General features: G+C 67.5%; 21 protein-coding genes, 1 tRNA gene and 1 pseudogene. 16 read left to right on the top strand and 7 right to left on the bottom strand.

The window, feature by feature from the left end; genetic code table 11:
* Window positions 1-132 precede the first annotated feature (132 nt).
* Genes OG405_RS19355 through OG405_RS19345 form a run of 3 tightly spaced genes read left to right on the top strand, consistent with a single transcriptional unit; the run spans window position 133 to window position 3,415 of the window.
* Window positions 133-1,725 carry a sensor histidine kinase gene (locus OG405_RS19355; RefSeq protein WP_327147880.1) on the top strand — a complete coding sequence of 531 codons (1,593 nt, stop codon included), beginning with the start codon at window positions 133-135 and terminating at the stop codon, window positions 1,723-1,725.
* Complete coding sequence (locus OG405_RS19350) at window positions 1,722-2,141, top strand: roadblock/LC7 domain-containing protein (protein ID WP_327147879.1); 420 nt, start codon at window positions 1,722-1,724, stop codon at window positions 2,139-2,141. The genes OG405_RS19355 and OG405_RS19350 overlap by 4 nt, the downstream gene beginning before the upstream one ends.
* A complete protein-coding gene (locus OG405_RS19345; protein WP_327147878.1) occupies window positions 2,138-3,415 on the top strand; it encodes a cytochrome P450 in 1,278 nt (425 codons plus the stop codon). Before OG405_RS19350 ends, OG405_RS19345 begins: the two co-directional genes overlap by 4 nt.
* 85 nt (window positions 3,416-3,500) lie before the next feature.
* Here OG405_RS19345 and OG405_RS19340 read toward each other — a convergent pair whose 3' ends face one another.
* Complete coding sequence (locus OG405_RS19340) at window positions 3,501-4,382, bottom strand: LysR family transcriptional regulator (protein WP_327147877.1); 882 nt, start codon at window positions 4,380-4,382, stop codon at window positions 3,501-3,503.
* Window positions 4,383-4,489: 107 nt separating this feature from the next.
* On the opposite strand from OG405_RS19340, the gene OG405_RS19335 reads away from it, so the two are divergent.
* The 4 genes from OG405_RS19335 to OG405_RS19320 all read left to right on the top strand — a co-directional run bounded on the left by OG405_RS19335 (window position 4,490) and on the right by OG405_RS19320 (window position 7,186).
* Window positions 4,490-4,984: a cupin domain-containing protein gene (locus OG405_RS19335; RefSeq protein ID WP_327147876.1), complete on the top strand. Its 495-nt coding sequence runs from the start codon at window positions 4,490-4,492 to the stop codon at window positions 4,982-4,984.
* 99 nt (window positions 4,985-5,083) lie between these two features.
* Entirely contained in the window at window positions 5,084-5,881 is a 798-nt protein-coding gene (recO, locus tag OG405_RS19330; protein WP_327147875.1) for a DNA repair protein RecO, read from the top strand.
* 67 nt (window positions 5,882-5,948) lie between these two features.
* A complete protein-coding gene (locus OG405_RS19325; RefSeq protein ID WP_327147874.1) occupies window positions 5,949-6,764 on the top strand; it encodes an isoprenyl transferase in 816 nt (271 codons plus the stop codon).
* On the top strand, window positions 6,761-7,186 hold the full coding sequence (locus OG405_RS19320; protein ID WP_327147873.1) for a hypothetical protein: 426 nt from the start codon (window positions 6,761-6,763) through the stop codon (window positions 7,184-7,186). Before OG405_RS19325 ends, OG405_RS19320 begins: the two co-directional genes overlap by 4 nt.
* A gap of 10 nt (window positions 7,187-7,196) precedes the next feature.
* On the opposite strand, the gene OG405_RS19315 is transcribed toward OG405_RS19320, so the two are convergent.
* Window positions 7,197-7,841, bottom strand: coding sequence for a TetR/AcrR family transcriptional regulator (locus OG405_RS19315; RefSeq protein WP_327147872.1), 645 nt, complete (start codon window positions 7,839-7,841; stop codon window positions 7,197-7,199).
* 102 nt (window positions 7,842-7,943) lie between these two features.
* On the opposite strand from OG405_RS19315, the gene OG405_RS19310 reads away from it, so the two are divergent.
* On the top strand, window positions 7,944-8,930 hold the full coding sequence (locus OG405_RS19310; protein WP_327147871.1) for a hypothetical protein: 987 nt from the start codon (window positions 7,944-7,946) through the stop codon (window positions 8,928-8,930).
* Between the two features lie 103 nt (window positions 8,931-9,033).
* On the opposite strand, the gene OG405_RS19305 is transcribed toward OG405_RS19310, so the two are convergent.
* Together OG405_RS19305 and OG405_RS19300 are read right to left on the bottom strand one after the other, a co-directional pair.
* Complete coding sequence (locus OG405_RS19305) at window positions 9,034-9,477, bottom strand: Fur family transcriptional regulator (RefSeq protein ID WP_327147870.1); 444 nt, start codon at window positions 9,475-9,477, stop codon at window positions 9,034-9,036.
* Window positions 9,478-9,480: 3 nt separating this feature from the next.
* The gene (locus OG405_RS19300) at window positions 9,481-9,834 is read right to left on the bottom strand and encodes an ArsR/SmtB family transcription factor (RefSeq protein ID WP_327147869.1); all 354 of its coding nucleotides are present in this window, start codon (window positions 9,832-9,834) and stop codon (window positions 9,481-9,483) included.
* Window positions 9,835-10,091: 257 nt separating this feature from the next.
* Between OG405_RS19300 and OG405_RS19295 the strand changes: the two genes are divergently transcribed.
* Window positions 10,092-11,492, top strand: coding sequence for a glycine--tRNA ligase (locus OG405_RS19295; RefSeq protein ID WP_442790584.1), 1,401 nt, complete (start codon window positions 10,092-10,094; stop codon window positions 11,490-11,492).
* A gap of 185 nt (window positions 11,493-11,677) precedes the next feature.
* Window positions 11,678-12,355: an MBL fold metallo-hydrolase gene (locus tag OG405_RS19290; RefSeq protein ID WP_327147867.1), complete on the top strand. Its 678-nt coding sequence runs from the start codon at window positions 11,678-11,680 to the stop codon at window positions 12,353-12,355.
* 103 nt (window positions 12,356-12,458) lie between these two features.
* On the opposite strand, the gene OG405_RS19285 is transcribed toward OG405_RS19290, so the two are convergent.
* A complete protein-coding gene (locus tag OG405_RS19285) occupies window positions 12,459-13,361 on the bottom strand; it encodes a cutinase family protein (protein WP_327147866.1) in 903 nt (300 codons plus the stop codon).
* A gap of 716 nt (window positions 13,362-14,077) precedes the next feature.
* On the opposite strand from OG405_RS19285, the gene OG405_RS19280 reads away from it, so the two are divergent.
* The 3 genes from OG405_RS19280 to dnaG all read left to right on the top strand — a co-directional run bounded on the left by OG405_RS19280 (window position 14,078) and on the right by dnaG (window position 17,983).
* The gene (locus tag OG405_RS19280; protein WP_327152409.1) at window positions 14,078-14,650 is read left to right on the top strand and encodes a YdcF family protein; all 573 of its coding nucleotides are present in this window, start codon (window positions 14,078-14,080) and stop codon (window positions 14,648-14,650) included.
* A 68-nt stretch (window positions 14,651-14,718) separates the two neighbouring features.
* Window positions 14,719-16,005, top strand: coding sequence for a deoxyguanosinetriphosphate triphosphohydrolase (locus OG405_RS19275; protein WP_442790771.1), 1,287 nt, complete (start codon window positions 14,719-14,721; stop codon window positions 16,003-16,005).
* Between the two features lie 46 nt (window positions 16,006-16,051).
* Complete coding sequence (gene dnaG, locus OG405_RS19270; RefSeq protein ID WP_327147865.1) at window positions 16,052-17,983, top strand: DNA primase; 1,932 nt, start codon at window positions 16,052-16,054, stop codon at window positions 17,981-17,983.
* Between the two features lie 55 nt (window positions 17,984-18,038).
* On the opposite strand, the gene OG405_RS19265 is transcribed toward dnaG, so the two are convergent.
* Window positions 18,039-18,287 carry a hypothetical protein gene (locus OG405_RS19265; protein ID WP_327147864.1) on the bottom strand — a complete coding sequence of 83 codons (249 nt, stop codon included), beginning with the start codon at window positions 18,285-18,287 and terminating at the stop codon, window positions 18,039-18,041.
* A 197-nt stretch (window positions 18,288-18,484) separates the two neighbouring features.
* On the opposite strand from OG405_RS19265, the gene OG405_RS19260 reads away from it, so the two are divergent.
* A tRNA-Asn gene (locus OG405_RS19260) sits at window positions 18,485-18,557 on the top strand.
* Between the two features lie 753 nt (window positions 18,558-19,310).
* Window positions 19,311-20,600, top strand: a complete 1,290-nt coding sequence (locus OG405_RS19255) for a Fic family protein (RefSeq protein ID WP_327147863.1) — start codon at window positions 19,311-19,313, stop codon at window positions 20,598-20,600.
* Window positions 20,601-20,662: 62 nt separating this feature from the next.
* Here OG405_RS19255 and OG405_RS19250 read toward each other — a convergent pair.
* Window positions 20,663-21,330: pseudogene (locus OG405_RS19250) on the bottom strand (multicopper oxidase domain-containing protein).
* A gap of 141 nt (window positions 21,331-21,471) precedes the next feature.
* Between OG405_RS19250 and OG405_RS19245 the strand changes: the two are divergent.
* Entirely contained in the window at window positions 21,472-21,807 is a 336-nt protein-coding gene (locus OG405_RS19245; RefSeq protein WP_327147862.1) for a hypothetical protein, read from the top strand.
* Window positions 21,808-22,348 lie beyond the last annotated feature (541 nt).

Here is a 22,348-nt window from a genome sequence, read left to right as displayed (position 1 = left end):
TCGGCCCATACCCGAATATGACGGAGCGAAACCACCTTCCTCCGACGATTCGGTAACGGGCACGATGTGGTGCCGGATGCGGGCTCGGGTTTTGGGTCGGCAGGACCAAGCGCGAGCGGGGGTACCCGACCTATGTACGAATCAGTGCCGGTGGCCTCGGCCGAAGGGATGGGCCGGAGGCAGTTACTCGCTCCGGTGCTGGCGCTCGGGATTTCGATCACGGTGGGTATGGGGCTTCTCGCCGCCGCCATTCTCTCGGTCGCACCGGCGGACCGGATGATCACGGCAGTGTTGATCTCGGTCGCGGTGGTCGCGGCGTGCACCGCGATCGCGACCGCCGTGTACTTTCGCGGGGCACTCGCCGCCGAACAGCGCCGGTCCGGCGAAGTACTCGACCACCTGGTACGCACCGAGCGGCGCGCCGCGTCCGCCGAACAGGCCGTGGCAGCGGAGAAAGAGATCAGCGCGACCGGTGAACGCCGCCGCCTCGCGGCCATCGCGGCGCTGGCGAACGCGGCCGGCCGAATGCAGACCATGACCACCAGCATGCTGGCTGATCTGCAGGATCTCGAGCATCGGTACGGCGATCAGGCCGTCCTCACCGATCTGCTGAAGATGGGTCACGCCACCGCCCAGGCCGGGCGCCTCGCCGACAGTATCGCCGTCCTCAGCGGTGTGCGTACCGGGCGGCGCTGGGCCGAACCCATCACCATGGAACGTATTCTGCGTGCCGCCATCGGCCGGGTGAGTGGATATCAGCGGGTGCGGTCGCGGGCGATCGTCGATATCGCCATCGCCGGGCACGCCGCCGAAGGCGTTATCCACGCACTGTCCGAACTCGTCGACAACGCGTGCCGGTTCTCCCCGCCCACCACCGAGGTGCACATCTACGCCGCGGAGATCCCGGCCGGTCTGGTGGTGACCATCGAGGACAGCGGGCTGGTGATGAGCGAATCCGCGCTGCACCGCGCGCAGCTCACCGTTTCCGGTACCGAAGGTGAGGCCACCGAGGGGCTGTCCTCGCTCAACGGCGCCGGGTTCGGGCTCACCGTCGTGGGCCGGCTCGCCCGAAAATACGGTCTCACCGTCAGTTATCGCCCGTCCGCGATCGGCGGTACGGCGGCGGTCGTGATGATCCCGCGCGAACTCACGGCCCGCATCGAACCGCCCGTCACTCCGGCGCTACCCACCGGGTATTCCGCCGTTCGAGCGGGGCTTCCGCCCGGCATCGGCGGTTCCCCCGAATCCGGTCCCTTCGCCGTCGGCCCCGAAACCGGTGCACGATTGCGCGCAACTCCCGCGAATACCGGCGCAGCCGACCCGGCGCGCACCCGCTACAGATCCGCGAACCCCGCACCGGACCGGTATGTTTCGGGCCGGCACAGCATCCCGAAGCACAGTTCCGGCGAGTTCCCGACAGCGACGGCGCCGGAATCCGAGGCGACCACCACCGGCGTTCTCCCCAAGCGGCGCCGAGGTAGCACCTTGGCCGTCGCGCATCCCGAAGGTCTGCCCGACCCCGGCTCCTTCGACAGTGTCGCCGCGCACGATCCGTCTGCGAAACACCGCTCGTCGGCGTCCTCGCTGGGTGCGTTCCAGCGGGCGGTCACCGGCCGCGCCGGCGCCGACCCCCAGCCCTTCGGCGGACCGATCCAGCCACCCGGCGACGCTGCCGCGCGACTGTCCCGTCACTCCATGCCAACAGACCGGGAGGACGATCGATGACGATGCCATCGGATCCAGCGCAACTCGATTGGCTTCTGCAGCGGCTGCTGAGTGAGACGGCGGGCGCGCGGCACGCGGTACTGCTGGCCGCGGACGGTATCCAGATGTGCCATACCGCGGGGCTGTCCATGGACCAGGCCGACCGGCTCGCCGCGATCGCCTCGGGCGTGCAGGCGCTGGCGGGTAGCGCCTCGGCCGAGTTCGGGAACGGTCGTGGCGGGGTCCGCCAATCGATGACCGAGTTCTACGGGGGGATCCTGTTCATCGTCGGTGCCGGCGCGGGCGCGCTGATCGCGGTGCTGGCCGACGACGACGCCGACGCCGGTCTGGTCGGCGCCCAGATGGCGGCCTTGATCGAGCAAGTCGGGGAGTATCTGTCCGCACCGCCGCGAGGGAGCCGGGCGAGGCTGTTGTGAATCGTCCCGGCCGCGACGAACTCGACCGTGGCTGCCCGGTCGCACCGAGCGGCGCTGTCACCCTGGACGGTCCCGGTTTCCACACCGATCCCGCGTTGCTCTACACCCGGATGCGGTCCGAGCACGGACCCGTGGTCGCGGTGGAACTCATCGGCGGGATCCCGGCCTGGTTGGTGATCGGTTACCGGGAACTGCACCAGGTCACCACCGACGGTCTGCTGTTCCCGCGGGATTCGAGCCTGTGGAACCAGTGGCCCGCGATCGCGCCGGACTGGCCGCTGCTGCCCATGGTGGGCCGGCCGCAGCCGGGTATCTACTTCACCGCCGGTGCCGCGCACGCCCGGCATGTGGCTCTGGTCGAACCGGCCCTGGAATCGGTGGACCCGTTCGCCCTGCGCAGCGCCTGCGAACAGCTCGCCGACGGGCTGATCGACCGGTTCTGCGGCCGCGGTTATGCCGACGTCGTCACCGAATTCGCCGAGCTGCTCCCGGTGCTCACTCTGGCCTGGATCCTGGGTGTCCCCGAATCCGACGGTCCCTATCTGGCGCAGAACATGCAGACCCTGTGTGACGGCGGTCCGGAAGCGCCCGCCGCCTATCAGCGGTTCGCCGAATACATGCAGCGCCTGCTGGCACAGAAGAAAGCCGTGCCGGGGCCGGATCTGGTGTCGCGGATGCTGGCGCACCCGGAACAGTTCGCCGACGAGGAATATGTGCTGAACATGCAGTCGGTGACCGCGGCGGGCCATCTGCCGACTGCCGACTGGATCGGTAATTCCGTCCGGCTCATGCTCGTCGACGCCCGGTTCGCCGCCGCGTTCGGTGCGGCCCGGCAGAGTATCGGCCGGGCGATGACCGAGGTTCTGTGGGAGGACACCCCCACCCAGATCCTGGCCGGTCGCTGGGTCTCCCGTGACACCCGCCTCGGCGATGCGCCGGTTCGGCGTGGGGATATGTTGCTGCTCGGGCTGGCCGCCGCGAACGCCGATCCGCATATCCGCCAGTACTCCGGTGACGGCGCCGAACCGGCCCACTCCGGCAATGCCGCGCATTTCGCCTTCGGGCACGGCGAGTACCGCTGCCTCTACCCGGCCCAGCAGATCGCCGAGATCATCGCGCGGACCGGCATCGAGGTCCTGCTCGACCGGTTGCCCGATCTGGATCTCGCGGTCCCGGCCGAGTCCCTTATCCGGCGGCCTTCCCCGTTCCTGCGCGGATTCATTTCTCTACCTGTCGATTTCACGCCTGTTTCCGCTGTTGCGGGTGGCTTGTGAGCCGGCGATGCCCGCACCGCGCGCGGACCGGCACGTACCACCAGCGCCCGGCCGGGCGGATGGGCTGGGCCGAGGTGATGCGGCTCTACTCGGAGGCCGCGGTCCGGTGGAGAGCTTCGAGCAGGTGACGCAGGGCGGGCCCGGGCGGACCGGGCGCGACGGCGAGCGAGGTGGTCACTGTCGCGCCGATGAGGGGCCGGATCGCCACCCGATGCACGGCCGGCAAGGCCGAGACTTCGTAGAACACCGTCCACGACGGCCGGTCGGCGGCGATCGCGGCGAGGGTCTGCTGCAGGGTGGTGAACGGCGGGCCCGCGGGCGGGTCGATACCCGCGACCCGGCACGCCTCGGTGATCAGATCGTGGAAAGGCGGGTTCGCGTCCCGGGCGGCCAGGCGTAGCGCCAGGTGCTCGAGCTGTTCGAGCCGCACCCCGGGCTGCTCGGCGAGTGGATGCTCGGCCGGTAGCGCGACGTACAGCGGATCGGTCCACACCTCGAGCGCTTCGAGGCCGGGCGAGGGCCGCAGGGCACGTACCAGGGCGGCATCCATTTCCCCGGAGCGCACCGCGGCGATCCGTTCGGCGGGCGGTAACCGCCGGGGCCGGACCTGCAGGTGTGGCGCGATCGCGGCCAGCTCGTTCAAGGCGCGATACACCCGATTACCGGGGGCGTGCAGGGTGCCCAGGCGCAATGCGCCGTCGCTGCCCGCCGCGATATCTCCGGCGATACGACGCAACCGCCCCGTGGCCGCGAGCACGAGCCGCGCTTCCGTCAGCAGCCGTTCGCCCGCGCCGGTGAGCCGGACGTGGCGGGTCGACCGGTCGAGCAGGAGCACCCCGAATTCTCTTTCCAGCCGCGCGATCTGCTGACTCACCGCCGACTGGACGATATTCAGCCGCCGCGCAGCGCGGCCGAATCCGCCCTCCTCGGCGACGGCCACGAAGTATTCGAGCTGCCGCAGTTCCACCGCGCCTCCATTGATCTGGATCCGTGATCACTACTGGTCACAACTGCGTCTGGTTCGCGCTTTCTTCCCGGTGTGCACTGGTTGGCAACAGGAAAAAGGAGCACAACATGTCGTCCCGCCACTCCGAAGCTCTGGTCGTTCCGGCCGCGACCGCGGAAATCGTGCACTTACCCCACGGCGGCGCCTTCCATCTGCTCGCCGATGCCGTCGACACCGGCGGTGAAGTGAGCGCGAACCGGCTCACCCTCGGCACCGGTGCGGACGGGGCCGCACCGCACTATCACGCGCTGTCCTCGGAGCTGTTCTACGTTCTCGCCGGGACCGCGGAGTTCTTCCTCGACGGCACCCTGACGACGGCGCCCGCGGGCAGTCTCGTCGTGGTACCGCCGGGTATGGCGCACGCCTTCGGCGCCGCACCCGGGTCGACGACCGATCTGCTCATCGTCCTCGCCCCCGGTACCCAACGGTTCGAGTACTTCCGGCAGCTCGGCCGGATCCAGCACGGGCACGCGGATTTCGACAGCTTGCTACCGGAACAGCAGCGCTACGACGTCCACTTCCTGCCCGCGACACCCTGGCGCCGATCGGGTACGCACCCCTGACACGCGGCTCCGTGTGCGGCCGGGCCCGGTTCCGGCGTGCGCTGACCCGGGCCCGGACGAGTCGAGGCGACGCGGCCGGACACGTGCAAGACTGGTCGCGTGCGTTTGTACCGTGACCATGCCGTCGTGCTTCGCCAGCACAAGCTGGGCGAGGCCGACCGCATCGTCACGCTCCTCACCCGGCAGTACGGACTCGTGCGCGCTGTGGCCAAAGGGGTGCGCCGCACCAAATCGAGATTCGGGGCCCGGCTGGAGCCGTTCGCCTACATCGACGTACAACTCCATCCCGGCCGCAGCCTCGACATCGTGACCCAGGTCCATACGGTCGAGGCGTTCGCGACCGCCATCATCGCCGACTATGGCCGCTACACCACCGCCTGCGCCGTACTGGAGACCGCTGAACGCCTGGCCGGGGAGGAACGCGCCCCCGTTCCCCGCCTGCACACCCTCACCGCGGGTGCGCTGCGCGCGATCGCCGAGGGACAGCGTCCACACGAACTCGTCCTCGACGCCTTCCTGCTGCGTGCCATGGACTACGCCGGTTGGGCCCCCGCCATCGATGAATGCGCCCGCTGTGCCACCCCCGGTCCGCACCGCGCGTTTCATGTGGGCGCCGGGGGAGCGGTCTGCGTCCACTGCCGCCCACCGGGCGCGGTCACGCCGGCTCCCGCTGTCTTCGACCATCTGCTGGCCTTGCGCCACGGTCGCTGGGACCGGGTCGAGACGATCCCGGAATCGGCCCGCCGACAGGCCAGCGGCCTGGTCGCGGCGCACCTGCAATGGCATCTGGAGCGAAAACTCCGCACACTGCCGCTGGTGGAGCGCAGTACCGGGACGCCCCGCGCGGAGTTGTCCGGTGCCGCCTGCGGTAGTGCGATCGAGGCATCTGAGGCCTGAACCGTGAGGCCTCGGAGCCCCAACCCCGCGCACTCCGGCGCGCGGACAGCACAGCTAGTCTCTTGATGTGATCCTGCGTCGTGACTCCGCCGGTTCGGACGTGTCCGCGTCCGACGGTGTTCGAACCGTCCGCCCGCCGGCACCGCACCCTTCCGGGGCGCGTCCGCCGGAGATCCCGCCGGAGCTCGTTCCCCGGCATGTGGCGCTGGTGATGGACGGTAACGGCCGGTGGGCGCAGGAGCAGGGGTTGCCGCGGACCGCCGGGCACGAACGTGGTGAGGCCGTGCTCATGGACACCGTCGAGGGTTGTATCGAGATCGGGGTGAAGTGGTTGTCGGCGTACGCGTTCTCCACCGAGAACTGGCGGCGCAGTCCCGACGAGGTGCGGTTCCTCATGGGGTTCAACCGGGATGTGATCCGGCGGCGACGCGACGAGATGCACGAGATGGGGGTGCGGGTGCGCTGGGCGGGGCGGCGACCGCGACTGTGGCGCACCGTGATCCGTGAGCTGGAGACCGCGCAGGAGCTGACCAAGGACAACACGGTGATGACGTTGACCATGTGTGTCAACTACGGTGGCCGTGCCGAGATCGCCGACGCCGCACGGGAGATCGCGCGCCGGGTGGCCGCGGGGGAGATCGATCCGGAGAAGGTCGGCGAGGATACGATCGCCCGGTTCCTGGACGAACCGGATATGCCGGATGTGGATCTGTTCCTGCGGCCGTCGGGGGAGTTCCGTAGTTCGAATTTCCTGATCTGGCAGTCGGCTTACGCGGAGTTCGTCTACCAGGCGACGTTGTTCCCGGATTTCGATCGGCGTAATCTGTGGGATGCCTGTCTCGAATACGCGCGGCGGGATCGCCGATTCGGGGGTACCAAATGAGCGGCGAGGCCGAATCGGGTGCGCTGGCACCGGATGTGGAGTTGAAGGCCCGGGCCGGGGCGGGGCTGGGGCTCTACGATATCGACGTCCGGGTCGACAACGACGGTTCACTGCGGTTCGATTTCCAGGGTGCGTTGTGCTCGTTGAGCGCGTTCACGCTGACACCGGGTCTGGATGTGCTGTCGCTGACCTGTGTGCTGGCCTGGGATCGTCCGCTCAAACCGCAGTTGCACAAGCGGGTGGCCGAACGTAACGCCTCGCTGCAGTTCGGTTCGATCGCGGTGATCTCACACGACAAACTGGCCGATGTGATCCTTCGCTACACGTTCCCGGCGGCGGGTCTGGACGATCCGGCGTTGACGACGATGTTGCTGCTGGTGCTCGGGGGCGCCGGTGAGGCGCGTAAGGGTTTGTTGCCCTGATCCGATCCGGTCAGGCCGGGTCGGTCACGGCCGCGGGTTCGCTCTGCGGCCGGGTGGCGGGGGCCCCGTAGGGGAACAGCGTTTCCACGCCGCGCAGGTATCGGTCGCGGACCGGGTCGCCCAGGAGCAGATGCTGGAGTACGAATCCGGGAAGCAGTCCGAACAACGCGGAAGCTACCGCGTCGAGGTCGGCGTCGGGCGGGAGCCAGCCCGCTGTGCGCATCCGCTCCGCGTATTCGCGCCACATCTCGCGGACTCCGGACATCGCCTGCCGCACCGGGATCGCCGCGTCTTCGTTGACGAGGGCGAGCGACCATGCCTGCGGGGCCAGGCGTATCCGGCCTTCGGGGCCGCTCTGGGCGATGATCCAGTCCGCCATCCGCCCTACCAGTTCGGCGGGCGTGGGGAGCGGGTCGCTGTGGATTACCGCCGCCATCTGGGCCCGGATATCGCCGGCGGCGGTCGAGGCAAGGGCGATGACCAGCTCGTCCTTACTTTTGAAGTAGCGGTAGACCGCCCCCGCGGACAGCCCCGATTCGGTGAATACGTCCTGCATGGAGGTCTGGTGGAAGCCTTTGCGGACGAAGCAGATCCGGGCGGCGTCCAGAATCTGCTGCCGGCGGCGTTCCAGGTGTTCGTCACTGACTCGAGGCATGGCTCTAAACTAAAACGAATGTTCGTTCTTGACAAGGCGAGGGGCCGGTGAGACGGTGGATGCACAAAAAGAACGAGCCTTCGATTTTCTGGGGAGAACGTCATGAACGTCATCCAGCGTGCCGTGGCACTCGGGGTGGGCGCGGCCCTGCTACAAGCTCTGATGCTGATCGCCTTCGCCTGGCCGGCGACCAATATCGCGCCCCGTGACCTGCCCCTCGCCGTGTCCGGTCCGCAGGCGGCGATGGTCGAGGCCCGCCTGACCGGCCGGACTCCGGGCGCATTCGAACTGACCGTCCTGCCCGACGAAGCCGCGGCCCGCGCGGCGATCGGTGAGCGTGAGGTCTACGGCGCGATCGTCACCGGCGGCGGCGCCCCCCGGGTGCTCATCGCTTCCGGCGCGGCCCCGGCGGTAGCCCAGCAGCTCACTCAGATCGGTCAGCAGATGTCCGGCGCGCCCGCCGCGCCCGTCGAGGACGTGGTCCCGGCCGACCCCGATGATCCGCGCGGAGCCGGTTTCGGCGCCATGGCCCTCCCGCTGGTCATGGCGGGTATAGCCGGCGGCGTCCTGCTGACCCTCCTGGTCCCGACGGCGGGCGGCCGCGCGCTGGGTGTACTCGTTTTCGGTATCGCCGGTGGCCTGCTCAGCATGCTGGTCACCCAGACGTGGTTGTCCATCGTCCCCGGTGCCTACCTCGCCCTGTCGGCGGTGGCCGGCCTGGTCTCGTTCGCGGTCGCCGGCACCGTCACCGGCCTGGCCACGATCGTCGGCCGCGCCGGTATCGGTATCGCCGCCCTGACCATGTTGCTCATCGGCAACCCGTTCTCTGCCGCCACCGCCGCTCCCGAGTTGCTGCCACAGCCGTGGGGAGCGATCGGTCAGCTGCTGCCCCCGGGCGCGGCCGCCTCCCTGTTCCGCTCGGTCGCATTCTTCGACGGGGCCGGAGCGCAGCGACCGCTGCTGGTGCTGCTGGCCTGGGCGGCGCTCGCCGTCGTACTGCTCGGCATCGGTGCGATCCGCGATCGCCGGCGCACCGAGCCGGATCGGCCCGCCGAGCCGGCCGTGGCGGCGGTGCCGGTCACCGTGTGAACTCGGGTGCACTGCACCGTGTGAACTCGGATGCGACGGCGAAGGCCGCTACCACCCGGTGGTAGCGGCCTTCGCCGTGGTTCTGCCGATTTTCCGGTGGCGCTCAGCCCCGGCCGACCCTGGAGCAGGCGTGGCAGGTGCCGAAGATCTCCAGTGTGTGACTGACTTCGGTGAACCCGTGGCTGGAGGCGGTGCTGGCTGCCCACGCCTCCACGGTCGGGCCGGCGACCTCGACCGTGCGGCCGCAATGGCGGCACACCAGGTGGTGGTGATGGCCGGTCGAGCACTGCCGGTAGACCGATTCGCCGTTGTCGGTGCGCAGGACATCGACCATTCCGGCATCGGCGAGTGACTGCAGTGTGCGGTAGACGGTGGTCAGTCCGATCCCCTCGCCGCGCTGGCGTAGCTCGTCGTGTAACTCCTGAGCCGACCGGAACCTGTCGATATCCTCCAGTAGCGCGGCGATCGCGTTGCGTTGCCGCGTGGTGCGAATACCGACTGCTCTCTGTGTGGCGGTCCCTTTGCCGGTGACCAGGTTCTCGGACACGAATTACCCTTCTTCTTCGGCGTGCGCTACTGCGTCGACCACGATATGCGCCAGATGGTCGTCGACGAGTTCGTAGAGGACCTCGCGACCCGAACGCTCACCGTGCACCACCCCGGCCGATTTGAGAATCCGCAGATGCTGGCTGACCAGCGGTTGTGTAACGCCGAGGGCATCGACCAGCTCGTGCACACAGCGCGGCGACTCCCGCAGTTGTAGCACGATGGCGATCCGAACGGGTGCCGCGAGTGCGCGCAGCAGTTCGCCGGCGTTCTCCAGGACGGTCCTGGGAGGTATGGGGACCGGTGCCGGAGAGCGGTAGGGATTGTGCTGCCCGGCTGCGGCGGTGTGCGTTGTCATGGTCCACTCCTTATTGGAAACCGGTCCCATTTTGATATGCACGGGTATGCATGTCAAATATCCATGCCGGTGTGGGTCCGAATCGTGTTCGTGCAGGGACCGCGTAGCTCCGCCTGTGCGCCGACTGCCGGTGGGATCCGCTCGAGAGCACCTACTAGGCTGTACCCGATCAGCCGCCCACGGCAGAGCAGTTACCGTGGGCCACCGCGATCACGTAGCCCGCTCCGGGCGGCGTAACTACTGGCGATTCGTAGTGGATGGAGAATTCTCGCGTGGCACCCAAGTCGAAGGTGGACACCGTTGCCAACCTCGCCAAACGCCGGGGCCTGGTGTACCCGTGCGGTGAGATCTACGGCGGTACCAAATCGGCGTGGGACTACGGTCCGCTGGGCGTCGAGCTCAAGGAGAACATCAAGAAGCAATGGTGGCGGTCCATGGTCACCAGCCGCGAGGATGTAGTCGGCCTCGACTCGTCGGTGATCCTGCCGCGCCAGGTCTGGGTGGCTTCCGGCCACGTCGAGACGTTCTCCGATCCGCTCGTCGAATCCCTGCACACCCACAGGCGCTACCGGGCCGACCATCTGCTCGAGGCCTACGAAGCCAAACACGGCCGCCCGCCGGCCAACGGTCTGGCCGATATCAACGACCCGGAGACCGGTCAGCCCGGCAGCTGGACCGAGCCGAAGAACTTCTCCGGTCTGCTGAAGACCTACCTCGGCCCGGTCGACGACGAAGAGGGCCTGCACTATCTCCGCCCGGAGACAGCCCAGGGCATCTTCGTGAACTTCGCGAACGTGATGACCACCGCGCGCAAGAAACCACCGTTCGGAATCGCCCAGATCGGCAAGAGCTTCCGCAACGAGATCACCCCTGGCAACTTCATCTTCCGCACTCGCGAATTCGAGCAGATGGAGATGGAGTTCTTCGTCAAACCCGGCGAGGACGCCGAATGGCACAAGTACTGGATCGACACCCGCTTCTCCTGGTACACCGACCTGGGAATCGACCCGGAGAACCTGCGCCTGTACGAGCATCCGAAAGAGAAGCTCTCGCACTACTCGGCCGGTACCACCGATATCGAGTACCGCTTCGGTTTCCAGGGCGGTGAATGGGGTGAGCTGGAAGGCGTCGCCAACCGCACCGACTACGACCTGACCACGCACGCACAGCATTCCGGTGCCGAGCTGAGCTACTACGACCAGGCCACCGAGGAACGCTACGTCCCGTACGTGATCGAGCCCGCCGCCGGTCTCACCCGTTCGCTGATGGCGTTCCTGGTCGACGCGTACGCCGAGGACGAGGCCCCGAACGCCAAGGGCGGTGTGGACACCCGGACCGTACTGCGCCTGGACCGCCGCCTTTCGCCGGTCAAAGCCGCCGTGCTGCCGCTGTCGCGCAACGCGGACCTGACTCCCAAGGCCAAGGACCTCGCCGCCCGGCTGCGCCGGAACTGGAATGTCGAGTTCGACGATGCCGGCGCCATCGGCCGCCGCTACCGCCGCCAGGACGAGATCGGTACCCCGTTCTGCATCACGGTCGATTTCGACACCCTCGACGACCGGGCGGTCACGGTACGTGAACGCGACACCATGACCCAGGAACGGATCGCCCTGGACCAGGTCGAGGGTTATCTGGCGCAACGCCTCATCGGCTGCTGATCGGTCCTTTTCCGCTCCGCGGTTCCCGCCGGTCGATCCGGATGGCTCGTCGGCGGGAGCGGACAGTGTCCGAAGGTGTGCGGCACCGCCGACTACTCGCGGTCGCGGGCCCGCGACCGCGAGTAGTCGGCGGATCGTGGGAGCGTTGTCCCGTGGCCCGCCGAGGTCCTCGCTAGCATCGGTGCGTGATCACCATCGATAGCTCCTACACCGGCCATGTCTCGCCTGGTTCCGCGCCGCAGCGCCGCGAGGTCCCGGGCGCCCGGGTGACCAAGATGTCGGTCGGCCCGATGGACAACAACACCTACCTGGTGCAATGCGCGACCACCGGCGCCGCCCTGCTGATCGACGCGGCCAACGAAGCCGACCGGATCATCGAGTTGATCGAGCAGGAGACCATCGACGGGGTCGGCCTGATCGTCACCACCCATCAGCACGGCGACCACTGGCAGGCGCTCGAAGCCGTCACCGCCGCCACCGGCGCTCCCACCGCCGCGCATTCCCTGGATGCCGATCCACTTCCGGTAACCCCGCAACGCATCCTGGCCGAGGGGGATACGGTCACCGTCGGTGATCTCTCGCTCGAGGTGATCCACCTGGTCGGGCATACCCCGGGATCGGTCGCTCTCGCCCTCACCGACGGTTCCGGCCGGGCCCATCTGTTCGCCGGCGATTGTCTGTTTCCCGGGGGTGTGGGAAAAACTTGGCGCCCCGAGGATTTCACCACCCTGCTGGACGGGGTCGCCACCAAGCTCTTCGACCGCTACGGCGACGATACGGTCGTATACCCGGGACACGGTGACGACACCACTCTCGGTGCCGAGCGTCCGCAACTGGCGCAATGGCGCGGCCGGGGGTGGTGACCTCCCGAACTCCGGTTTCCGCGAACGCCGTTGCGGCGCGAACCCGAGGCATTGTGGCAGCTCGAAGCCGGCTGATCCGGTGCTCGCGGGCGGATCGTGACCGTCAGGACAGTTCGATGAGTTTCTGCCGGAGCCAGCTCAAGACATCGGCGCCGCCGGCCACCCGGTAATGCGGGTAGCTCTGGTGGATACCGGATTTGACGAAGTCATCTACCTGCTTCTTGCGCTCCTCGTAGGCGCTGCCGTTGAGCTGGTCGTGCAGCAGGCCGAGCCCGCCCGCGGCCAGGGCGTCGTTGAGCAGCTGCATACCGAGGGTCTGGTAGTTGCCGAGCTGGGTGGGGTCGGCGTTGGAGACCTGGGCGAAGAAGCCGGCGATCCGGGCGGCGAAATCGCCGTCGGGGGTCGAGCAGTACAGGTCGCCGACCGCACAGAAGGTGTACGTGCGGTTGCTCAGCCAGCCGAAGCCGGCCAGACGGGTGCCGCCTGCTCCGGCGCCGGGAATCGGTGGGCCGACGAGGTTGTCGAGGGGGGAGCGGCGTGGGTCGGCGATCAGGCCGACCAGGCCCACCCGGTCGGCGGGGACCACACCGAGGCCGGTGCCGATCTCGACCGCGAGGTCACCGGCCGCGTCGGCACCCTGGCTGTAGCCGAGGAGCGCGAAGCGGGTGTTACCGCAGCGCCGGGCGACATCGCCGATGAGTCCGCGGGCACCCGCGACCGCCTCGTTCTTGGAACGCCCGTAGACCTCGCCCTCCCAGGGAAAGGCGGTCGCGGTGTACGCGACGTAGTCGGTCTGGGCATTGCCCGGCAGGTCGTCGGCGGCCAGAGCGAGCATTCCTCTGCCCGGCTCGGCTTTCGACGTCTCCCAGGTACCGGGAATCGCCACGACATACAGGCTCGGGCAGCCCTCGGGCGCCGCGTGCGCGGTCGTCGCCACGGCGGGGACGAGAACCGACGCGAGGCTTACCACCACTCCGGCGGTGGCGGTCTTCCATCCAGAAAACATCGTGTACTCCATGTGCTCACCGAGACGGCCACCGGCCGTTCGCCTGTTCCCAGTATTTCCAAAACAGCCGACGGGCATGCCGCACCGTTGTGGCGTGACGTGTGGGTGCGAGTCCGTGGTCACCGATGGATCGGTCGGAGAGACAGCAGATCTCGCCGAGGGATAGCCAAGCACATCGGCGCCCGTTCCGAAAGTCGAATCTACCGGTGTTCGGGCCTGATCAACGGGATATTCACCATCGGACGGCAACCTGCCGCGAAATTCGCCCTCCCATGGCGGTTTCGGTGCTCGGACCGGTGTGCCGCGCTCGTTCCGTTTCGGCGAGTAGTTCGGACATCGCGCGGCCGGGTGACCGCGGAGACGCGTTCATTCCCGCTCCGGGAGGGCCCGCTGATAACGATTCGGGCCACAAGGTGCGCCCATCGGGCCGGTGAGCACCGTTCCGCACTGTCCGGTTCGCCTGCCCTGCGCCGCAGGTTGCCGATCTTCGATCCGCTGACCAGCGGAAACGGATTCTCGTCGCGCCGTGGTGAACCGGAGAGGTACGGTCGCGCGGTGTCCGCGGCCCGAAACCTGCCTGGCAGACTTGTGTCGTGACTTGGACGCCACTGCGTACACGACCGGACTCGCGTGCCGATTCCGGTGCTGCGCGCGGGATCGGCGCCGGGATCCTGCGCTGGGGCGGACGGCTCATCGGTGGCGCCCTCGTGGTGGGGATGATCCTGGTGTGCGGTACCGCCCTGCGGGTGTGGCAGGTGGCCCGGATCGAGGACTACACCCGCGCCGACGCCATCGTGGTCCTGGGCGCGGCGCAGTACTCCGGAACCCCGTCGTCGGTGTTCGAAGCGCGCCTCTATCAGGCAGCGAGTCTGTACAAGCAGGGAGTGTCCGACCTGGTCATCACGGTCGGCGGGAAACAGGAAGGCGACCTGTACACCGAAGCAGCCTCGGGGAAGATGTACCTGATGGAAGCGGGTGTCCCGGAGGACGCCGTCCTCGCCGTGGAGACCGGCTCGGACACGCTGCGCAGTATCGAGGCCGTCGCCGACGCGATGCACGAACGCGGTCTCGGCTCGGCGGTGCTGGTCAGCGACCCGTGGCATTCGCTGCGGACCCGCACCATGGCCCGCGACGCCGGACTCGACGCCTGGACCGCGCCCACCCGCACCGGGCCCGCCGTGTACACCCGGGAATCACAGGCCCACGGAATCGCCCGGGAGACCGCGGCGCTGCTCTGGTATCAGCTCACGCACTTCTCGGCGGATTTCAACTACACCGCCGGACAGTGAACACTTCCTCGGCCGGTGCCGCCGAACCTCCCGATCGGTCACCGCCCGGTGGCAGACTGGGTGCGGTGATCTATACCGAGCACGATCGCGAACGCCTGGTCGTCGAGGCGCCCAAAACAGCCGGCCTGGCCGGTGCCGGCGCCCACGGGAACGGGCACCGCACCGAGTTCGCGCGTGACCGTGCCCGAGTGCTGCATTCGGCGGCGCTACGTCGCCTCGCCGATAAAACCCAGGTGATGGGCCCGCGTGACGGCGACACCCCACGAACCAGGCTCACCCATTCGCTGGAGGTCGCACAGATCGGCCGCGGTATCGCCGACGGTCTCGGATGCGACCCCGACCTGGCCGAACTCGCCGGACTCGCGCACGATATCGGCCACCCGCCCTACGGCCACAACGGGGAGAAGGCGCTGGATATCTTCGCCGCCGGCTTCGGCGGGTTCGAGGGCAACGCGCAGAATCTACGGATCCTCACCCGCCTCGAACCGAAGGTGCTCGACTCCTACGGCGGCAGCGTCGGCCTCAACCTCACCCGCGCCGCCCTCGACGCCGCGATCAAATACCCCTGGCACCGCACCGAGGCCGGTGGCAAGTTCGGCGCCTACGAGGCGGATGCCGACCGGCTGTCCTGGGTTCGCAAGGGCGCGCCGGATCGGCGGCCCGCCCTGGAATGCCAGGTGATGGACTGGTCCGACGACGTGGCCTACTCGGTGCACGATGTGGAAGACGGCATCATCGCCGGCCGTATCGACCTGCGAGCCCTGGCCGACCCGGTCGAACGGGTTGCGCTGGCCGAACTCGGGCATGTGCAGCACCGCGGCCTCTCGGTCGACGATCTGGTGGCCGCCGCGCAGCGGCTCTCCGAACTGCCGGTGGTGGCCGATGTCTTCGTCTACGACGGCACCCTGACCAGTTCGGTCGCCTTGAAGCGGCTCACCAGTGAACTCGTCGGCAGGTTCGCGAACGCCGCGGTCGTGGCGACGCGTGAAAGTTGTCCCGGCCCGCTGGCTCGCTACTCCGCCGATCTGGTCGTGCCGCCGGTGGCGGCCGCCGAGGTCGCCGTGCTGAAGACCGTGGCCCTGCGCTACGTCATGTCCGATCCCGACCATAAACTGCGTCAGGCCGAGCAGCGCGACAGGATCAACGCGGTCGCCGGATATCTGCTCGCCACCGGCCCCGCCGCCCTCGACCCGCTGCTGCTGCCCTGGTGGGACGCCGCGACCGACGACAGTGCCCGGGTGCGGGTGATCGTCGATCAGATCGCCTCTTACACCGAAAGCCGCCTGGAACGGGTCGCCGACGGTATCGATGGCGCCACCTTCGGCGGGGCGGCCCGGGTGTGCCGACCGCGGTGAGGGTGCTCGGGCTCTGCCGTGGCCCCGCTGGCCTAGACTCGTCTCCGTGACCGGACGAATACCTGCTCGCGATATCACCGCCATTCGGGAGCGCGTCCGGATCGAGGATGTGGTGGGCGAATATGTAGCGCTCAAACGGGGCGGCCCGGATTCGATGAAGGGGCTGTGCCCGTTCCACGACGAGAAGTCCCCGTCCTTTCATGTGCGCCCCAACCACGGGTTGTTCCACTGCTTCGGGTGTAGCGAGGGCGGTGATGTGTACGCTTTCCTGCAGAAAATCGAGCACATCGGGTTTGTGGAAGCCGTCGAGCAGATGGCCGACCGGCTCAACTACCGGATCAATTACGAGGGTGGCGGACCCTCGGTCCAGCGTGACCGCGGCACCCGGTCCCGGCTGGTGGCCGCGAATGCCGCTGCCCACGAGTTCTATGTCGAGCGGTTGCGCGGACCCGACGCCACGGTGGCGCGCAAATATCTCACCGATCGCAACTTCGACGAGACGGCCTGGACCCAGTTCGGCTGCGGTTACGCCCCCGACGGCTGGGATGTGCTCACCAAGCATCTACTGAACCGGGGTTTCGATTTCAAGGAGCTCGAGGCGGCGGGCCTGTCCCGGCAGGGCCGGCGCGGTCCGATCGACCGGTTCCACAAGCGGCTGCTGTGGCCCATCCGCAACCTCGGCGGTGATGTGATCGGTTTCGGCGCCCGCAAACTCTTCGAAGACGACACGATGCCGGGTAAGTACATCAACACCCCGGAAACCTTGCTGTACAAGAAGTCTCAGGTGTTGTTCGGTCTCGACCACGCCAAGCGTGATATCGCCAAGGGTCATCAGGCCGTGGTCGTCGAGGGTTACACCGATGTGATGGCCATGCATCTGGCCGGGGTGAAAACCGCCGTCGCCGCCTGTGGTACCGCGTTCGGTGACGACCATCTGGCGATCCTGCGACGTCTGCTCATGGACGACAACTTCTGGCGCGGTGAGATCATCTTCACCTTCGACGGCGACGCCGCCGGGCAGGCCGCCGCGCTCAAAGCCTTCCTCAGTGACCAGAAGGTCGCCGGTCAGACCTACGTCGTGGTCTCACCCGACGGCCAGGACCCGTGCGAGATGCGCCAGTACTCCGGTGATGCGGCCCTGCGCGATCTGGTCGCCCGCCGGGAACCGCTGTTCGACTTCGCGCTGCGTCAGGAGATCGCCAAACGTGAGGACAGCCGCACTCACGCCCTCACCTATGACAGTCAGGTCGAGGTGATGCGCTGGGCGGTTCCCATCGTTGCCCAGATCAAGGACCACGGTCTGCGTAAACGCTATGCCACCCAGTTGGCCGAATGGACCGGCTGGCAGGATCCGGCGCTGGTGTACCGCCGGGTCGACGAGGAGGCGCGCAAGTTGCGCGGCGCGGCGGCCGCCCCACCGACCCGCTCGCCCCGAACAGAGCAGTCCGGTGTCGGCCCGTCCCAACCGGCGGCCCGTCCCGACCCGCGCGATCCGGTGCTGCGGTCCCAGCGGCAGGCCCTCGCCGCCGGATTGCAGTACCCGGAGATCGCCGGCCCGGCCTTCGATGCCCTGGAAGCCGACGCCTTCACCCACCCCGCCTATATCGCGGTACGGACCCTCATGACGGAAGCCGGGGGAGCGTCGGCCGGACTGTCCGGCGCCGACTGGGTGAGCACGATCAGCGATCTCACCGAGGACCTCACGCTGCGTGCCCTGGTCTCCGAACTGGCCAGTGAGCCCCTGCCGGTGAAAACCATCGGCGATATTCCCCGGTTCATCACCGGTGTCCTCGCGAATGCCCAGGCCGCTCTGGTCGGCCGGCAGATCGCCGAACTCAAATCACGGCTGCACCGGGTGTCCTCGGTCGACGAGCCGGAGACCTATATGGCACTGTTCGCCGATCTCGTCGCCTTGGAGCAGTACCGCAAGAGCCTGCTCGAACAGGCTATGGGCAACAGCGAATTCGGCGCTGCCTGATCTGACGCTGCCTGATCTGACGCTGCCTGATTCGGCGCTGCCCGAACCGCTGGACCTAGCGCCGCCGCAGTTGATCGTGCGGCACCATGACGGTGGTGCGTTCGTCGAGCGGCTCCATCGGCTCCAGTTTGGGTCGGGTGCTCAATCTGTCCGAGAGACGCTGCCGGCTCACCTGTACCAACTTGCGAGTCACCGGGCTCCCCGTGACCGCGCGCGCGCTCGCGCTGATCTGCTCGTAGCGCGCCCGCCCGGCCTTACTGCCCAGTATGTACCCGGCAGCGATACCGATGATCAACCGCAGCATTTGGGTGGAGCTCCTCCCAGTAGTCCGTGCTGACCCATCCTGCCCGACCGCACCGACACCTGTCGATCCGACTCCCACCGGCCGCTCGCACCCTGTTTCCGCCGCCCCTACCGGTTCGACCCCGCGATTTGGGCGCGCACCCACCCATACGCTAAAGTTTCCTCTCGGTCAGCCCGGTACGAGCGGGGCCCGAGCAATCCCCTATAGCTCAATTGGCAGAGCAGCCGACTGTTAATCGGCAGGTTACTGGTTCGAGTCCAGTTGGGGGAGCAGAAACAGCAGGTCAGGCCCGATAGTAGGGCTTGGCCTGCTGTTTTTTCGGCCGATTACCAGAAATATGCCAACGTTTCCGCGCCAAAGTTTCCGCGCCAAACTTTCAACAAGTCGGACTGCCTGGTGGTCATCCGTCCAGGTTCGTGAACTTGAACGGGACGAAGTTGTGCGACCAGGCGACGGGACGTTTTCACTTGCTTTCTCGTGTGGTAGCAGTCGGAATCGCTGGCGCAGTGGGTATCGAATAGCGCAAGGCCGCCGACATTCGCCCCGCCACCACGCGGACTACATACGCGTACAGATCGATTCGATGTTTCGTAAGCCGTTGTTGAGTGTGGTTGGCGGCGCCGATCCGCGATTCGTGTGGGCAGCGTAGCGGACTACCGAGGCGCACAGCGTGTTCAGGTTCGGTCAACTGTCGCCTGACGTGCTGAACGGGCTCTCACCGGCTACCTCACCGAGATCGCCGGCCCGGCGGTGGTGTCGATCATGGCGGCAGTGCGGGCCGGTCACGCGCTCGACTCCGAACGCGACCGCACCTTACTGCGTGAGGTGCATCGGGTGTTCAATCGCGCCGAAGAGTTGGCGAAGAAGGTAGACGCGGCCGAACTGCTGGCCGCCTCGGATGTGCTGCCCCTGCATAATTCACTGTCCACTGTGCGGGGGGAACCTAAGTCATCCCACCTAAAATTAACTTTAGGTAATCTAGGGTTAGGTTTATGGCGCGATGCTTAACGTTGAGGAGGGTCCGTGGCGAGGTTCGAGGAACGGGTGTGGCAGCCGTCGGATGAGGGTTCGCTCGCCCGCCGTGACCGGCAGGCCGGAACCTACCTGGCCTATATACCCGATTCGCTGGGGGTGGACCTACCGCAGATCGGCCCCCGGGCCCAGCAGGCTGCCGAGGACGCACTGGCAGTGCTGGCCAGGGCCGATGAACGCATCGGGTCCCGGGGCAGCTATCTCAACCACCTGCTGATCCGGTCCGAGTCGATCTCCTCGTCCTGGATCGAAGGCAACCGCATCACCCCCAAAAAACTCGCCATCGCCGAAACCTTGGAATCGGGAACCCGCACCGCCCTGGACGTGGTGGCTACCGTGCACGCCACCGAGCAGGCCATCGATTCCCTCGTCGACCGATCCAGGCCGATCACGACACAAGACATCGTGGATCTACAGCACACCATCGAACCCCGGCTACCGGCTGGTCTGCGAACCGAGCAGAACTGGGTGGGCGGACCCGGGTGGAGCCCACTGCGGGCCGATTTCGTACCGCCACCCGAGTCCGAAGTTCCCGCCCTGGTCGAGGACTTGGCCTCGTTCCTGACCGCCACTCACGGCAATCCGGTTGTGCGGGCCGCGATCGCCCACGCGCAGTTCGAGACGATCCACCCGTTCATCGACGGCAACGGACGCACCGGACGCGCACTGATCCACACCGTGCTGCGGCGCTGTGATGCCCTACGGCACACGTTGATCCCGATCAGTACCGTGTTCGCCGCGCGCACCGACGTCTATCTGGCGGGCCTGACCGCTTACCGCGATCCGGAACCACACACCGACGAGTGGATCATCGGGTTCGCCCAGGCCGCTGAGCAAGGCGCGGAGACCGGAGTGCGGCTTGCCCGAGACGCTGCCGCACTCGATGATCAACTCCTGCAACGCCTGGTCGAGCACCGTCGCCGACAGGGCACCAGTCCCGCCCTACCCCGTCGCGATGCGGTCGTCATGAAGATCCTCGCTGACTTGTCCACACATCCGGTACTCACCGCAGAATCCGCCGCTACTCGGTATGGTGTCTCGGCTGTCGCCGCCCACCGTGGCCTCACTGAGCTGGCTGACGTTGGAGTACTCGGCCGCTCGAAGAATCACAAGGGCAAGATCGTGTGCTACACAGCTGACGCCCATCTGGGTCTTACTGCTCTCGCTGAGCGCGCCAACCGGGTCGGGGCCGGCGATACCGACCATCGGCGGCCCGATCAGGGGCCACCGGCACCGGCGGTGGACCGTTTCGGCCGACTGCGTACCGATTCACCGAAATAACTCCGGGCTCGGCCGGCGACTGCACCTGCCACCGGCTCGGTCATGCACCCTCTGGTGTCCGGTCAACGCACACCTCTCACCGAGAAGTCGGCCATCATCGCCATGTCCTCGTGTTCGAGATTGTGGCAGTGCAGCATGAACTGGCGGGGGTAGTCGGTGAAGCGGACCGCTACCTCGACGGCTTCGGCGGGGCGGACATCGACGGTGTCTTTCCAGCCCGCGTCGAGGGTCCGGGTGGGCGGTTGTTGCGGGAGATGACCTGGAACGGGTCGAGGTGGACGTGGACCGGGTGGTGGAAATCGGTGATGAAGCGCCAGATTTCGACGGTGCCCAGGCGCGGGTTCGCCAATGCGCGGCCCGGTTCGTAGGGTGCGCCGTTGATCGACCAGCCGGCCGGGCCCGAACACGAGGCCGCCGTTGCGGCTGTGCATAGCCAAGGCTTCGAAGTGCCCGGCCAGGAAACCGCCGGGCCAGGGCAGCCTGGGCGAATACCAGCACCGCCGCCGTCGTCACGGTCGCCCGGAACAGCGGCAGCGGCCACCGGGCGACCACGGCCGCGGTCATCGGCGGACCTGGCGCACACCGCGCTGCCATACCTCGGCGATTGCGGTAGTCGCGGTGATATCGGTGGTCGGGTCCCCGTCGACGAGCAGCAGACACTTGTCACACTCGGCGCCGCCGCGACCCTCTTCGTAGCAGGACCATCTCTGCCGGACCGGAAGACTGCCATGACCGATGACATCGACAACGCGACCGAGACATTCGTCAGCTACCGCTCACCCGCCGCAGTACGCTAGATCGCCCATCGCGCCCGAGCCCACGTACAGGCCCGCCGACCGTACGCCCAGGTGGACCCGCAGATCCGCCCGCGATGGGCGGAGACCTCGAGGGACTACTCGCCGTACTGGCCCCGGAGGTCACCCTGTGGACCGATAGCGGCGCCGGTGCCGCCACCTCCTTGCAGCCGGTCCACGGGAGAACTGCTGTCGCCGAGGTGTTCATGTCCGTCGCCGCAGCCGGTCTCGACGGTTACCGGGTGGGTTGGCGCACGGTCAGCGGCGATCCCTGCGCGGTGATCTTCGATGGTGACGCCCCGTTGGCGGTCGTCGTCCTGGAGGTCGCCCCCGACGACACCGTCATCGGGGTCTACTCGGTCACCAACCCGGCCGAACTGACCCGGGTGAACGCTCCGGATCCGACTCGCTGATCGCGGAGTCGAGCGGGAGCGATGACTGCACCCCCACCGGCGGCTCGCCGGAGGAGCGGCAGGTGGCGGGGGGTTTCAGAGAAAGCAGACCGGTCGGTTGCATGAATGTGTTTGAGCTGGCAAGCTACTGGAAAGCAGGCGAGTCAGATCAGCTACCGCCGGCGTAGGTGAGGGATTGTTATGAGCGTTGATCAGCCCCCGGTTTCGAATCCGGTGATACCTGTGCCCTTCCCTGCTGACGTGCCTGAGCGTGATCAGCTGTCAGGGCGAATAACTCGCTGAATCGAGTCGTTCATCGCCGCTGGTCCGGCCGGCTGTTTTCGCCGAGACCTTCGGACGCCTCGATTCCCCATAGCTGGAAAACCCGCGGATAGGCGGGATCCCACTCCGCCTGTCCGGCTGCCTCCGACCCATCGGTCAGTCGCCGATCCGGCGCGCAAACGACCTACTCACTGAACCCGGCTGGTTACGTCCCCCGGGTGTCTCTGCCGACCCTGGAAGACCCCCGGGGTCTCCCTGCCGACCCTGAAAAACCGGGATG

Origin of the sequence: Nocardia sp. NBC_01329, from assembly GCF_035956715.1 — a bacterium.
Classification (GTDB): Bacteria; Actinomycetota; Actinomycetes; order Mycobacteriales; family Mycobacteriaceae; genus Nocardia.
This window is presented reverse-complemented; position numbering and strand designations above follow the sequence as displayed.